We start from the raw sequence: 13,597 nt of genomic DNA, 5'->3' as shown, positions 1-13,597 counted from the left end.
GCGGCGGCGCGTTGCGCGGGGCGAAGCGTCACGGGGCCGGCAAACGATTGGCGCGCGCTTGCCCGGCTCGCGGGCGGCGGCGCGCCGGCCCGTGCCGGCCGCGCGTGCCATGCGTGCGTTGCGCGTCGCGTTACCCGCGCACCAGCACCACGAGCTTCAGATCGTCGCGCTGCACGGGCTTGAGCGTCATCTGCTGATAGACGACGCGGCCGTCGCGTGGATGATCGAACGCGCGCTCGCCGCCTTCGCGTTCGCCGACGTCTTGCGACGCCCAGTAATGCGCGAACGCGTCGCTTGCGGCGACGAGCGAGTCGATCAGCGCGCGGGTGGGCGCGTCGTTCAGGTGGCGGATCGTGTCGGCGCGGAACTCGGCGACGAGCCGGCGCGAGCGCGCCTGCCAGTCGACGATCAGCGCGCGCGCCGCAGGCGACGTGAACGTGAAGCGCAGCAGGTTGCGCTCGTCGCGTTCGCCGTCGAGCCAGCCGGCGAACAGTGCGCTCGCGGCGTCGTTCCACGTGAGCGCGTTCCACTGGCGATCGAGCACGTAGGCAGGCGTCGCGAGCAGCTTCACGGTGGCCACGAGCGTCGCGGGCACGTCGCTGGCCGCGAGTTCGGGTTCGGCCGGGTCGCGCTGCGCGGCCAGCTCGAACAGATACGCGCGCTCGGCGCGCGACAGTTGCAGCGCGACCGCGATGCGCGCGAGCGCATCGGCGGACGCCGACACCTCGCGCCCTTGCTCGATCCACGTGTACCAAGTGGCGCTCACGCCGCAGAGTTGCGCGACCTCCTCGCGACGCAGCCCCGGCGTTCTGCGCCGCGGGCCGGGCGGAAGGCCCGCGGCTTGCGGCGACAGCCGCTCGCGGTGGGCGCGGATGAAATCGCCGAGCGCGCGGGCCGGCGTGGTGTCGAGCAGAGGCGGGGAGGCGGGATGGCTCATGTTGCGTCGGGTGTGGCGGGTAAAGCGCGGGTTCGAATCAGCGGGCTGGCTGGTGGACCCGATACCAGGATAATTGATTGACTTGTACCGGTACAAATCGGGCTCTATTGTAGCGGTTCGCGGCAGCTGCTGCCGCTGTGCGATCGCCGTTGCGGCGGCGGTTTTTTCACGAATTCCTGACTTGGATGCGCCATCTGCTTCACGACAAGGAGCCCAGCCGATGAAACAGCACGACAAGGTCGCCGACGCGTTTGGCGCGACGGCCGCCGCCTATTTGACGAGCACTGTCCATGCGACGGGCGCCGATCTCGATACCCTCGCCGCCGAGATCGGCGCGACGCCCAATGCACACGTGCTGGACCTCGGGTGCGGCGCGGGGCACGCGAGCTTCGCGGCGGCGCGCGGCGGCGCCGCGCAGGTGATCGCATACGATCTCGCGCCGCAGATGCTCGCCACGGTCGAGGCGGCCGCGCGCGAGCGCGGCTTGTTCAGCGTGCGCGTCGAGCAGGGTGCGGCGGAGCGTTTGCCGTTCGCCGACGCGTCGTTCGACTGGGTCGTGAGCCGGATGAGCGCGCATCACTGGCGCGACGTGCGGCGCGCGCTCGCGCAAGTGCGCCGCGTGCTGAAGCCGGGTGGCCGGGTGCTGTTCATCGACGTCGCGGGCGCCGACGATCCGCTCATCGACACGCACTTGCAGGCGGCCGAAGTGCTGCGCGACGCGTCGCACGTGCGCAATTACCGCGCCGATGAATGGCTGCGCATGTTCGACGAAGCGGGCTTGGCGGCCGAGGTGCGCGAGCGTTGGCGCCTGCCGATCGAATTCGCGAGCTGGATTGCGCGCATGCGCACGCCGCAGGTGCGTGCGGATGCGATTCGCGCGCTGTGGGCCGGCGCGCCCGACGAAGTGCGCGCGTACTACGACGTGCAGCCGGACGGCTCATTCAAGCTCGATGCGCTGATGATCGGCGCGCATTGACGGCCGCGGCCGTCGGCGCGGCGCCGTGCGCGGGACGGCAGAGCAACTGTCGTTCGGTCAAGGCAAAAGGCCGCTGCGGTAAATGCCGCAGCGGCCTTTTTGTCTCGCGGCCGATTTCCGGCCCGGCCGGGCGCAGAGCCGGCCGGTGATGCGCGATTGAAACGGCGGCCACGGCAAGCGGCCGCCGGCTGCTTGCCGCCGCCCGCCGCCCGCCGCCCGCCACGCGCCGCTGCGGCACGCGGTTTGACCGCGCGCACCGCGCCGTGCCGGATCAACCGGTATTGCGCAGCCCGGCCGCGATTCCGTTGATCGTCAGATGAATCCCGCGCCGCAGCCGCGCGTTCGTATCGCCCGCGCGGTGCCGCTTGATCAACTCGACTTGCAGGTGGTTGAGCGGATCGAGATACGGGAAGCGGTTTTTGATCGACCGCGCGAGAAGCGGGTTCGCCGCAAGCCGCTCGCCGTGGCCTGTGATCTCGGCAAGCGCGTCCGACGTGCGATGCCACTCGGCGACGATCCGCTCGAACACGTGCTTGCGCAGCTTCTTGTCGGCGACGAGCTGCGCGTAGCGCGACGCGACCGCGAGATCGGTTTTCGCGAGCACCATGTCCATGTTCGACAGCAGATGCGCGAAGAACGGCCAGGTCTTGTTCATCTTCTTGAGCTGCGCGACGCGCCGGGCGCGCTCGGTGGCGTCCGTCGCACCGTCGAGGTACGCGGCGACCGCGCTGCCGAAGCCGTACCAGCCCGTCAGCAGCAGCCGGCACTGGCCCCACGAGAAGCCCCACGGAATCGCGCGCAGATCCTCGATCTTGCGGTTCTTCGGGTCTTGCAGCTTGCGCGATGCGGGCCGGCTGCCGATGTTGAGTTCGGCGATCTCGGTGATCGGCGTCGACGAGAAGAAATAGTCGGTGAAGCCGGGCGTTTCGTAGACGAGCGCGCGATACGCGGCCATCGCGGCGTCGGACAGCGTCTGCATCACCGCCTCGAATGCCGCAAGCTGCTTGGGCGCATTGGTGTGCGGCAGCAGCGTCGCCTCGAGCGTCGCGGCGACCACCGTTTCGAGATTGCGCCGGCCGATCTCCGGGTTCGCGAACTTGCTCGCGATCACTTCGCCCTGCTCGGTGAGCCGGATCTGGCCGTTGACCGTGCCGGGCGGCTGCGACAGGATCGCCTGATAGGTCGGGCCGCCGCCGCGGCCGACCGTGCCGCCGCGGCCGTGGAACAGCCGCAGCCTGATCCCGCGCTCGCGGAACAGTTCGACGAGCGCGAGTTCGGCGCGGTAAAGCTCCCAGTTCGACGTGAGGAAGCCGCCGTCCTTGTTGCTGTCGGAATAGCCGAGCATCACTTCCTGCTCGTCGTCCTGATGCGCGAGCAGATCGCCGACGCCCGGCAGCGCGAAGAATTCGCGCATGATGTCGGGCGCGTTGCGCAAGTCGGCAATCGTCTCGAAGAGCGGAATGACCATCAGGTCATTGCGCGCGTGGCTGCCCGGCGTGCCGAGCGTGCCGTCGAACAGACCGGTTTCCTTCTGCAGCAGCAGGACTTCGACGAGATCGCTCACCGTCTCGGTGTGCGAAATGATGTAGTTGCGCACCGCGCGCGGGCCGAACTGCGCGCGGATCGCGCGCGCGCGCTCGAGCACGCCGAGTTCGCTTTTCGCGAGATCCGAATAGTCGAGATACGGCGAGCGCAGCGGCCGCGGATCGGCGAGCGCGGCGAGCAGCACGCGCAGTTTGTCGCGCTCGGCGAGCGCCGCGTAATCGGGCTCGATGCCCGCGCGCGCGAACAGCTCGGCGATCACCGCTTCGTGGATGTCGGAGCTTTGCCGCAGGTCGATGCTCGCGAGGTGAAAGCCGAATGCCTCGGCCGCGCGCACGAGGGGCGCGAGGCGCGGCGCCGCGAGCGATTCGCCGTGATGCTCGGCGAGCGAATCCATCAGCACGCGCAGATCGGCGGCGAACGCTTCGGCGTCCGCATAAGGCGTCGCGCGCACGGGCGCGGCGCCCCGGCCCGCGCTGCGCACCGGCACCGCGCCTTCGCCGAGCCGCACGCGCGCGCTTGCCGCCACGCGCGTGTAGACGCCGATCAGCGCGCGGCGGTACGGCTCGTCGACGCGGTGCGGCGACTGGTCGGGCGATGCGGCCGCGAGCGCCTTCAGCGCGTCGCTTGCGCCGACGAGCAGGTTCGATACCGACAACTCCGCGCCCAGCTTGTGCACCTGCTCGAGGTAATGCTCGAAGATCACCGCGGCCTGGCGGTTGATCGCTTCGTCGAGCGTCGCGGCGGTGACGTTCGGGTTGCCGTCGCGATCGCCGCCGATCCAGCTTCCCATCTGGAAAAACGCCGGCACGCGCGCGGGCAGGCCGTGCTCGGCGAGCGCCTCCTCGATGTCGGCGTAGAGCGCGGGCAGCTCGTCGAGGAACGTCGCGCGGTAGTACGACAGCGCGTTCTCGATTTCGTCGGCGACCGTCAGCCGCGCATCGCGCAGCATCCGGGTCTGCCAGAGCGTCGTCACGCGCGCGCGCAGCAGCGCTTCGTTGTGCGCGCGCTCGCGCGCGGTGAGCGGCTGATCGCGCTCGGCCAGCAGGCGCGCGATGTCGTGCTGCGCGTCGAGGATGCTCTTTCGCTGCACTTCGGTCGGGTGCGCGGTCAGCACGGGCACGATCAGCGCGTCGTCGAAGAATTGCCTGATGGCTTTCGACGATGCGCCGCCCGCCTCCTTCAGTTTGGCAAGCGCATACGCGACGGTGCCCGCCTGCGGCGCGGAGCCCGCGAGCGCGTGGATGCGGCGGCGGCGATTGTGATGGCGGTCCTCGGCGATGTTCGCGAGATGCGAGAAATAGCTGAACGCGCGCACCACGCTCACGGTTTGCTCGGGCGTGAGCTTCCTCAGCATCTTCTCGAGCGTTTGCGCCGCCGCGTTGTCGTCTTCGCGGCGGAATTTGACGGCTGTCTGGCGGATCGTCTCGACTACTTCGAACACGGCGTCGCCTTCCTGCTCCCGAACCACGTCGCCGAGCAGGCGGCCGAGATAGCGGATGTCCTCGAAGAGCGGGCGGTCCTTGTCTTCGCGCGTGCGGCCGTTCGGTTTGGCGGCGGCGTTTGCATGGCCGTTCGCGCGCGCCGCGCCTTTCGGCTCGCGCGGGGGCGTCTGGCTGCGGGCGCGTGCGGCGGCGGATGCCGGCGCGGGGGAGGGCGAGACTGCGTTGCGGCGCGTCGAGCGCGCCGATCCGGAAGACTTCACGATCGATTTCCTTGGGAAAGCACGAGTGAACGGGAACAACGGTCCTGCAACAGCGCGATCGGCGCGCGGCTCGTCTCGTCATGCGCGATCCGGCCGAGCCGTGCGGACGCGCAGCGCGGACACGCGCTCCGGCGGGCGGCGCGCCTGGCCTGGCGGTGCGCGTCCGCGCAGCGGATCGGCGCTCCACCAGGCCAGGCCGAGCGAGGGGCGAGCGCGGTCGTGTGGCGGCCGCGCTCGCGCATCGGCTGGCACGCCGATCCTCGCGGCGGTGGCGAGCCGCCGGGGCGACCGAGCAGACCGGCCCAGCAGACCGGCCCAGCAGACCGGCCCAGCAGACCGGCCAAACCGCGCCCGCTTGGCCAAGCGGGCCGGCCAGGCCCGCGTGCTACCATTGCCTGCTCCTGGTCCCACCGGTGATATGCCAGTCAGATGAATTCCGAGACTTTTTCGGCCGAGCTTCCCGCGACGCTGACGATCGCTTCGCGCGAGAGCCGCCTCGCCATGTGGCAAGCCGAGCACGTGCGTGATGCGCTGCGCAAATTATATCCAGCTTGTGACGTAAATATCCTCGGGATGACGACACGAGGCGATCAAATTCTCGATCGCGCGCTGTCGAAAGTAGGCGGCAAGGGGCTGTTCGTCAAAGAGCTCGAGCACGCGCTCGCCGACGGCCGCGCCGATCTCGCCGTGCATTCGCTGAAAGACGTGCCGATGGTGCTGCCCGACGGCTTCGCGCTCGCGGCCGTGCTGCATCGCGAAGATCCGCGCGACGCGTTCGTCTCGAATGCGTATGCGTCGCTCGCCGAATTGCCGGCCGGCGCGATCGTCGGCACGTCGAGCCTGCGCCGCGAGGCGATGCTGCGCGCACGCTATGCGCAGCTCGACGTGCGGCCGCTGCGCGGCAATCTCGATACGCGCCTTGCCAAGCTCGATCGCGGCGATTACGCGGCGATCATTCTCGCCGCCGCAGGATTGAAGCGCCTTGGCCTTCAAGCGCGCATCCGCGCGCACCTCGACGTCGGCGACAGCCTGCCCGCCGCCGGGCAGGGCGCGCTCGGCATCGAGATCGCCGCGCACCGGGCGGACGTCGCCCGCTGGCTCGCCCCGCTGCACGATGCGCGCACCGCGCTCGCGGTCGAGGCCGAGCGGATGGTGTCGCGCTCGCTCGGCGGCAGTTGCGAAGTGCCGCTCGCCGCGCATGCGGTATGGTACGGCGACGCGCTGCATCTGACGGGCAGCGTCTCGACGACGGACGGCCGCCACGTGCTGCGCGCGAGCGCGAGCGCGCATGCCGCGACGCCCGCCGACGCGCTCGCGCTCGGGCGCACGGTCTCCGACGCGCTCGAGCAGCAGGGCGCACGCGAAATCGTCGACGCGCTCGTCGCGGCGAGCGCGCAAAAGGGCGGCGCGCAATGACGCGCGCGCCGCGCGGGTTCACCGCAGTGCTCACGCGGCCCGACGGTCAGTCGTCGGGACTCGCCGCTCAGCTCGCGGCGGCGGGCATCGACGTGCTCGACTTCCCGCTGATCGACATCGCGCCGCTCGCCGACGACGCGCCGCTTGCCGGCGCGCTCGCGCGGCTCGATGCATACGCCCTCGTCGTGTTCGTGTCGCCGAACGCGATCGACCATGCGCTCGCGCGGCTCGACGCGATCTGGCCGCATCCGCTGCCGATCGGCGTCGTCGGGCCGGGCAGTGTCGCCGCGCTCGCGCGGCACGGGATCGTCGCGGGTACGCACCGGGTGATCGCGCCGCGCGAGTCCGGCAATGGCGGCACGCCGCGCTACGATTCGGAAAGCCTGTTCGTGGAGATCGAACGCGCGTTCGGCGGCGCGCTCGCGCTTGCCGGCAAGCGCGTGCTGATCGTGCGCGGCGACGGCGGCCGCGAGTGGCTCGCCGAGCGGTTGCGCGAAGCGGGCGCCGAAGTCGAGCTGGTCGCCGCGTACCGGCGCATCATGCCCGAGCCGTCGATCCGCGCGTGGGAGCGCGTGCATGGGCTGTTGTCGGGCGAGCCGCACGCGTGGCTCGTGACGAGTTCGGAGGGCGTGCGCAATCTGCAGGAACTCGCGCACGCGCATTTGACCGAAGCGGAAATCGACGCGCTGACGCGCGCTCGGTTCGTTGCGCCGCATCCGCGGATCGCCGAGACCGCGAGGGCGCTCGGTTTTGATAGGATTACGCTGTCCGGCGCGGGCGATGAGCGCATCGTCCACGCGTTTCGTACGTTGGCCGAAGAGGCCGATCAACCGGCGACCGCCGCACCGATGCCTTCACGCATGACAGACACCAACGATACCAAAGACACTTCCTCCAGGCCGGCCACGGCGGCCACGCCGCCGAATCAGCCATTTACGCCGTTTGAAACGAAGGCGCGGCGCGGCGGCTCGACCGCGGCGCTGTGGCTCGTGACGATCGCGATCGCGGCGGCGGCGGGCGCGGGAGGCTATGCGCTGAACCGTAAGGTCGACCGCGTCGACCAGCACGCGGCCGAGCGGCAAAAGACGCTCGATGCGCAGACGGCCGAGCTACGCGCGAAGGCCGACCAGGCGCTCGCGAGCGTGCACGACACCGGCGCGCAGCTTTCCCAGCTCGACGGCAAGCTCGCCGACGCGCGGGCCGCGCAGCAGGCGCTGCAAGAGCAATATCAGGATCTGTCGCGCAACCGCGACGCATGGATGATCGAGGAAGTCGGCCAGATGCTGTCGAGCGCGAGCCAGCAGCTTCTGCTGACGGGCAATACGCAGCTCGCGCTGATCGCGCTGCAGAACGCCGATTCGCGGCTTGCGTCGTCGCAGAGCGCGCAGGCGGTCGTGGTGCGCAAGGCGGTTGCGCAGGATATCGAACGATTGAAGGCCGCGCCGTCCGTCGATCTGACGGGGCTCGTGATCAAGCTCGACGATGCGATCGCGAAAATCGACGGGTTGCCGCTGTCGGGCGAGGTGCTCGCGCCGCACGAATCCACCCGCCCCGAAGCCGCGCTCAGTGCGCTGCGCACGGCCGAGGCCGCCGGCGAGCCGCGCTGGAAGGCGTGGTGGCGCGGTTTTTCGGCGGGTATCGGCGAACAGGTGAAATCGCTCATCGAGGTGCGCCGTATCGATCATGCGGACGCGATGCTGGCGTCGCCGGAGCAGGGCTACTTCGTGCGCGAGAACGTGAAGCTGCGGCTGTTGAGCGCGCGGCTTTCGCTGCTCGCGCGCAACGACAGCGCGATGAAATCCGATCTGCATGCGGCACAGGCGGCGCTTTCCCGCTACTTCGACGGCAGCTCGAAGGACACCCAGACCGTTCAGGATCTCGTCAAGCAGGTGGATGCCGCGTCGCTGGCGGTCGCGACGCCGAACCTGAACGCGAGCCTGAACGCGGTTCAACAGTTCAAGAGCCGGGGTTGACGACATGACGCTGCGTGGAATCATCTGGCTTGCCGTGCTGTTCGCGATCGCAGCGGCGCTCGCGACGCTCGGCCGCTTCGACACCGGGCAGGTGCTGATCGTCTATCCGCCTTACCGGATCGACCTGTCGTTGAACTTCTTCGTGCTGGCGATCATCGTCGTCTTCATCGCGCTGTATGCGTTGACGCGAATCGTGCGCAATATCTGGCGCATGCCGCGGCGTGTTGCCGCGTATCGCGCGAAAATGCGCGCGGAGCGGGCGCAGGCGTCGCTGCGCGACGCGCTCGCGAATCTGTACGCGGGCCGCTTCTCGCGTGCCGAGAAGGCCGCGCGCGATGCGCTCGCTGTGGATGCGAACCAGAGCGCGGCGAGCCTCATCGCCGCCTCGGCCGCGCACCGGATGCACGAGTACGCGCGGCGCGACGAATGGCTCGCGAAGATCGACGGGCAGGACTGGCAGGATGCGCGGCTCCTCGCCACCGCCGATATGCGCGCGGACGGCCGCGACGCGCAAGGCGCGCTCGCCGCGCTTGCCGAAATGCAGGCGTCGGGCGGCAAGCGGATTCATGCGCAGCAGATCGCGCTGCGCGCGCAGCAGCAGTTGAAGAACTGGCCCGAGGTGCTCAAGCTGGCGAAGGCGCTCGAAAAGCGTGAAGCGCTGCATCCGGCCGCGGCCGTGCGCCTGCGTCAGCAGGCGGCCGAGCATCTGTTGCGCGAGCGCCGGCACGATGCCGATGCGTTGCTCGAGGTGTGGCAGTCGTTGTCGGCGGCCGAGCGGCAGTCGCCGCGGCTTGCCGATCTCGCCGCGGAGCTGCTGATCGCGCTCGAGCGCAGGCAGGAGGCGCGGCGGATCGTCGAAGAGGCGCTTGCGCACAATTGGAACGCGCGTCTGTTGCGTCGCTATCCCGATACCGCGGATGCTGACGCGCTGCCGCTGATTCAGAAAGCCGAAGCGTGGCGCAAGGATCGGCTGGAGGACGCGGATTTGCTGTTTGCACTCGGCCGCCTGTGCCAGCGCCAGCAGCTGTGGGGCAAGGCGCAGTCGTTCCTCGAGGCGGCGCTCAAGCTCGCCGACGAGGAATCGCTGAAGATTCGCGCGCACCGCGCGCTCGCGCGCCTGTTCGAACAGTTGGGTGAAACCGACAAGGCCGCGCAGCACTATCGGGAAAGCGCGCTCGCGATCACGGTGGTGTGAATCGCCGCGATGCGCGGCGCTCGATGCGCGTGTTTATTCGATGCGCTTGCTACTCAGGCGCGGCAAACGGCGGCCCTTGCGGCCGCCGTTTTACATTGAGCGGCCGCCGGTTCAGCGATCGACGAGCGCCTTCGGCACCGATAGCACCAGCAGGCCGCCCAGCACCATGAACGCGGCGAGCATGATCATCCCCGCATCGTTCGTTCCGGTTGCCTGCTTGAGCCAGCCGATCGCATAAGGGCTCAGGAAGCCGGCGAGGTTGCCGATCGAATTGATTATCGCAATGCCCGCTGCCGCCGCGCCGCCGCCGAGGAACGCGGTCGGCAGGCTCCAGAAGAGCGGCAGCGCGCTCAGGATGCCGATCGTCGCAAGCGTGAGGCCGAGCATGGCGAGCGGCGTATCGTGCGCCCAGACGACCGACAGCGCGAGCCCGATCGCGCCTGCGGCGGCCGGCAGCGCGATGTGCCAGCGCCGTTCGCGACGGCGGTCGGCGCTCGATGCGATCGCCAGCATCGCGACGACGGCCGCTGCGTAGGGAATCGCCGATAGAAGCCCGATCGTGAACGCGTCGGTCACGCCCGTCGACTTGATCAGCGTAGGCAACCAGAAGCCGACGCCGTACAGCCCCGTCACGAACGAGAAATAGATCGCGCCCATCAGCCATACGCGCGGGCTGGCGAACACGGCGGCAAGCGGCGGGTCGTCCTTGCGCGCGGCTTCGAGCGCGACGTTGCGCGCAAGCAGCGCTTTTTCGTCGTCGTCGAGCCAGCTCGCGTCGTCGATGCGGTCGTCGAGCACGACGAGCAGCAGCATGCCGACGGCGATCGACGGGATGCCTTCGAGCAGGAACAGCCATTGCCAGCCATGCCAGCCGTTCGCGCCGTCGAACGCTTTCAGGATGTAGCCGGAGATCGGCCCGCCGACAATGCCCGACAGCGCGACGGCCGTCATGAACAGCGTCGTCATCCGGCCCCGTCGATGCGCGGGATACCAATAGGTCAGATAGAGGATTACGCCGGGGAAGAAACCCGCCTCGGCCGCGCCCAGCAGAAAACGCATCGCGTAGAACGCGCTCGGCGTGGTCACGAACATCGTGAGCGCCGAGAGGATGCCCCACGTGATCATGATCCGTGCGATCCAGAGCCGTGCGCCGACCCGGTGCAGGATCATGTTGCTCGGGACTTCGAACAGAAAATAGCCGATGAAGAAAATTCCGGCGCCGAGCCCGTAGACGGCGTCTGACAGATGCAGGTCGGCCGCCATTTGCAGTTTCGCGAACCCGACGTTGACGCGGTCGAGATACGCGACCACGTAGCAGAGCAGCAACATCGGCGCGAGCCGCCACGAGACCTTGCGGTAGGTGGCCGCTTCGAACGCGGACGGCGTGTTCGGCGTGATCGCCGGCATTGGACTGGCCATGATGTCTCCTCTGGTGTTTTATCTGGTGACGGTGCTTCGGTCTTCAGCGTGCAGTGCGCAAACGTGTTTGCCGCGGCTTGCGTTGCGCACGCGCCGCGTGCCGTGGGCTGCTGCGCTTGCAGCGTGCCACGCAGAGGTCCGCGTGGTGCCGCTGCACTCGCGCGGCTCAAACGCAGCGGCCGCCGTCGACTTCGATGCACGCGCCCGTGACGAACGCCGCTTCGTCGGATGCCAGGTAAAGCGCGGCATTCGCGACGTCCTGCGGCGTCGATAGCCGCCCGAGCGGGATCGTCGCAATGAAGCGTGCGCGGTTTTCCGGCGTATTGGCCGCTCCCATGAATTCGGCCGTGAGCCCGGTGTCGCCGAGCACCGGGTTCACGCAGTTCACGCGGATCCGGTCGCCGCCCAGCTCGGCGGCAAGCGCCTTGCTCGCGGTGATCATCGCGCCTTTCGTGCTGTTGTACCAGACGAGGCCGGGGCGCGGCCGCACGCCTGCCGTCGACGCGATGTTGACGAACGCGCCGCCGCCCATGCGGCGAAAGTGCGGCACGAAAGTTTGCACGCAGAAGAACAGGCTTTTCATATTGACGGCATACACCCGGTCGTATTCGGCCTCGGTCACGTCGAGCACCGGCTGGTTGCGGTGGGTGGTGCCCGCATTGTTGACGACGATCTGCACGCTGTCGAACGTGTCGAACGCGGCGTGTGCCAGCGTGCGCCAGTCGTCGCCGCGCGACACGTCGGCCGCGACGGCGATCGCGCGCCCGCCGGCAAGCGCGATCTGGCTCGCGACGCGCTCGGCGGCCACGCCATTCAGATCGTTGACGACGACGTTCGCGCCTTCGCGCGTGAACGTAGCCGCGATACCTGCGCCGAATCCCGAGCCTGCGCCCGTGACGATGGCGGTCTTGCCGCTCAGCCGCATCGGTAGTCTCCTGAGTGGGATGTCATGATCCGCGTACAGGGCGAAACGTGTTGCGCCCGCCCGTCAGCCGTGTTTGAGCGCGATGGTCTTGAGCACGGTGAAGCCGTACAGCGCCTCGAAGCCTTTCTCGCGGCCGTGACCGGAGCGGCCCACGCCGCCGAACGGCAACTCCGCGCCGCCGCCCGCGCCGTAATCGTTGACGAAAACCTGCCCCGCGCGCAGCTTGCGCGCGAGGCGCAACTGGCGCGCGCCGTCGCGCGTCCAGATGCCCGCGACAAGCCCGTAGCGCGTGCCGTTCGCCAGCGCGAGCGCCTCGTCCTCGTCTGCAAACCGCATCGCGGCGAGCACGGGCCCGAACACTTCCTCCTGCGCGAGACGGTGCGTATGCGGGACGTCGCGCAGCAGCACGGGCGCCTGATAGAAACCCGTTTCGGGCGCATCCGGCGCAACTTCGCCATGTGCGGCCATCGCGACGCCGTCGTGCTGCGCATCGGATAGGAAATCCCACACGCGTTGTTGCTGCTTCGCGCTGATGAGCGGGCCGCAATCGAGATCGGCGCCGGCCGGGCCGACCTTCAGCGCGCCGAACGCGGCTGCCAGGCGCTCGACGAGCGGCTCGTAGATCGCCCGCTCGATCAGCACGCGGCTGCCGGCCGAGCAGGTTTGCCCGCTGTTCTGGATGATCGCGGACACGAGCACGGGCAGCGCCGCGTCGAGATCGGCATCGGCGAATACGATTTGCGGCGATTTACCGCCCAGCTCCAGCGTGACCGGCGCGTGGTGCTCGGCCGCCATTTGCGCGACGGCGCGGCCGGTGTCCGGCGAGCCCGTGAACGACAGATGATCGATACCCGGATGACGCGCGAGCGCTGCGCCTGCTTCGAAGCCGTAACCTGTCACGACATTGAGCGCGCCTGCGGGCAGCCCGGCTTCGGCCGCGAGCGTCGCCACCCGGAGAATCGACAGGCACGCGTCCTCGGATGGTTTCACGACGCACGCATTACCGGCCGCGAGCGCCGCGCCTACGCTGCGCCCGAGGATCTGCATCGGATAGTTCCACGGCACGATGTGGCCGGTCACGCCGTGCGGCTCGCGCAGCGTCAGCACCGTGTAGCCCGCGCGGTACGGCAGCGTGCTGCCGTGCAGCTTGTCCGCCGCGCCTGCGTAGAACTCGAAATAGCGGGCGAGCGCGTCGGCGTCCGCGCGGGCCTGCGACAGCGGCTTGCCGGTGTCGCGCGATTCGATCAGCGCGAGTTCGTCGCGGCATGCGGCCACGAGCATCGATAGCCGATATAGCATGCGTCCCCGTTCGGCCGCGCTTGCCGCCCCCCACGGGCCGTCGAATGCCGCGCGTGCCGCGTGCACCGCCGCGTCGACGTCGGCTGCGGTGCCGCGCGCGATCCGCGCGAATGGCTCGCCATCGGACGGATCGATGACGGCGATCGTTTCCCCGCCGGCGGGCGCTGCCCAAACGCCCGCGATGAAGTGCTTCGCTTCTTCCATGTTCGC

9 protein-coding genes are annotated in these 13,597 nt (G+C 69.2%); 4 read left to right on the top strand and 5 right to left on the bottom strand.

Going from position 1 to position 13,597, the window contains the following annotated elements:
* Positions 1-130: 130 nt before the first annotated feature.
* A complete protein-coding gene (locus AQ611_RS13800) occupies positions 131-937 on the bottom strand; it encodes a helix-turn-helix transcriptional regulator (RefSeq protein ID WP_059520382.1) in 807 nt (268 codons plus the stop codon).
* Positions 938-1,157: 220 nt separating this feature from the next.
* On the opposite strand from AQ611_RS13800, the gene AQ611_RS13795 reads away from it, so the two are divergent.
* A complete protein-coding gene (locus AQ611_RS13795) occupies positions 1,158-1,913 on the top strand; it encodes a class I SAM-dependent methyltransferase (RefSeq protein ID WP_059520381.1) in 756 nt (251 codons plus the stop codon).
* A 271-nt stretch (positions 1,914-2,184) separates the two neighbouring features.
* Here the strand turns inward: AQ611_RS13795 and ppc are convergent, their stop codons facing one another.
* Positions 2,185-5,160 (bottom strand): phosphoenolpyruvate carboxylase, encoded by a 2,976-nt coding sequence (gene ppc, locus AQ611_RS13790; RefSeq protein WP_069234840.1) that lies wholly within the window; start codon positions 5,158-5,160, stop codon positions 2,185-2,187.
* A gap of 429 nt (positions 5,161-5,589) precedes the next feature.
* On the opposite strand from ppc, the gene hemC reads away from it, so the two are divergent.
* The 3 genes from hemC to AQ611_RS13775 are packed head-to-tail and all read left to right on the top strand — an operon-like array spanning position 5,590 to position 9,744.
* Complete coding sequence (gene hemC / locus AQ611_RS13785; protein ID WP_069234839.1) at positions 5,590-6,576, top strand: hydroxymethylbilane synthase; 987 nt, start codon at positions 5,590-5,592, stop codon at positions 6,574-6,576.
* Complete coding sequence (gene hemDX / locus AQ611_RS13780) at positions 6,573-8,549, top strand: fused uroporphyrinogen-III synthase HemD/membrane protein HemX (RefSeq protein ID WP_069234838.1); 1,977 nt, start codon at positions 6,573-6,575, stop codon at positions 8,547-8,549. Before hemC ends, hemDX begins: the two co-directional genes overlap by 4 nt.
* Before the next feature lie 4 nt (positions 8,550-8,553).
* Entirely contained in the window at positions 8,554-9,744 is a 1,191-nt protein-coding gene (locus AQ611_RS13775; protein ID WP_059520375.1) for a heme biosynthesis protein HemY, read from the top strand.
* 111 nt (positions 9,745-9,855) lie between these two features.
* Here the strand turns inward: AQ611_RS13775 and AQ611_RS13770 are convergent, their stop codons facing one another.
* The 3 genes from AQ611_RS13770 to AQ611_RS13760 all read right to left on the bottom strand — a co-directional run bounded on the left by AQ611_RS13770 (position 9,856) and on the right by AQ611_RS13760 (position 13,591).
* Entirely contained in the window at positions 9,856-11,163 is a 1,308-nt protein-coding gene (locus tag AQ611_RS13770; RefSeq protein ID WP_069234837.1) for an MFS transporter, read from the bottom strand.
* A gap of 166 nt (positions 11,164-11,329) precedes the next feature.
* Positions 11,330-12,088 (bottom strand): SDR family oxidoreductase, encoded by a 759-nt coding sequence (locus tag AQ611_RS13765; protein ID WP_069234836.1) that lies wholly within the window; start codon positions 12,086-12,088, stop codon positions 11,330-11,332.
* A gap of 63 nt (positions 12,089-12,151) precedes the next feature.
* Entirely contained in the window at positions 12,152-13,591 is a 1,440-nt protein-coding gene (locus AQ611_RS13760) for an aldehyde dehydrogenase family protein (RefSeq protein WP_069234835.1), read from the bottom strand.
* Positions 13,592-13,597 lie beyond the last annotated feature (6 nt).

Origin of the sequence: Burkholderia singularis (genome assembly GCF_001718875.1) — a bacterium.
Lineage (GTDB): Bacteria > Pseudomonadota > Gammaproteobacteria > Burkholderiales > Burkholderiaceae > Burkholderia > Burkholderia singularis.
The sequence above is the reverse complement of the archived record's forward strand: the minus strand, read 5'-3'. Positions and strand labels throughout refer to the sequence as shown.

What these genes read in the sequence shown, in the direction of transcription:
- AQ611_RS13800 (WP_059520382.1), bottom strand. Translation starts at nt 937, where the DNA reads ATGAGCCATCCCGCCTCCCCGCCTCTGCTCGACACCACGCCGGCCCGC.
- AQ611_RS13795 (WP_059520381.1), top strand. Translation starts at nt 1,158, where the DNA reads ATGAAACAGCACGACAAGGTCGCCGACGCGTTTGGCGCGACGGCCGCC.
- hemC (WP_069234839.1), top strand. Translation starts at nt 5,590, where the DNA reads ATGAATTCCGAGACTTTTTCGGCCGAGCTTCCCGCGACGCTGACGATC.
- hemDX (WP_069234838.1), top strand. Translation starts at nt 6,573, where the DNA reads ATGACGCGCGCGCCGCGCGGGTTCACCGCAGTGCTCACGCGGCCCGAC.
- AQ611_RS13775 (WP_059520375.1), top strand. Translation starts at nt 8,554, where the DNA reads ATGACGCTGCGTGGAATCATCTGGCTTGCCGTGCTGTTCGCGATCGCA.
- AQ611_RS13770 (WP_069234837.1), bottom strand. Translation starts at nt 11,163, where the DNA reads ATGGCCAGTCCAATGCCGGCGATCACGCCGAACACGCCGTCCGCGTTC.
- AQ611_RS13765 (WP_069234836.1), bottom strand. Translation starts at nt 12,088, where the DNA reads ATGCGGCTGAGCGGCAAGACCGCCATCGTCACGGGCGCAGGCTCGGGA.
- AQ611_RS13760 (WP_069234835.1), bottom strand. Translation starts at nt 13,591, where the DNA reads ATGGAAGAAGCGAAGCACTTCATCGCGGGCGTTTGGGCAGCGCCCGCC.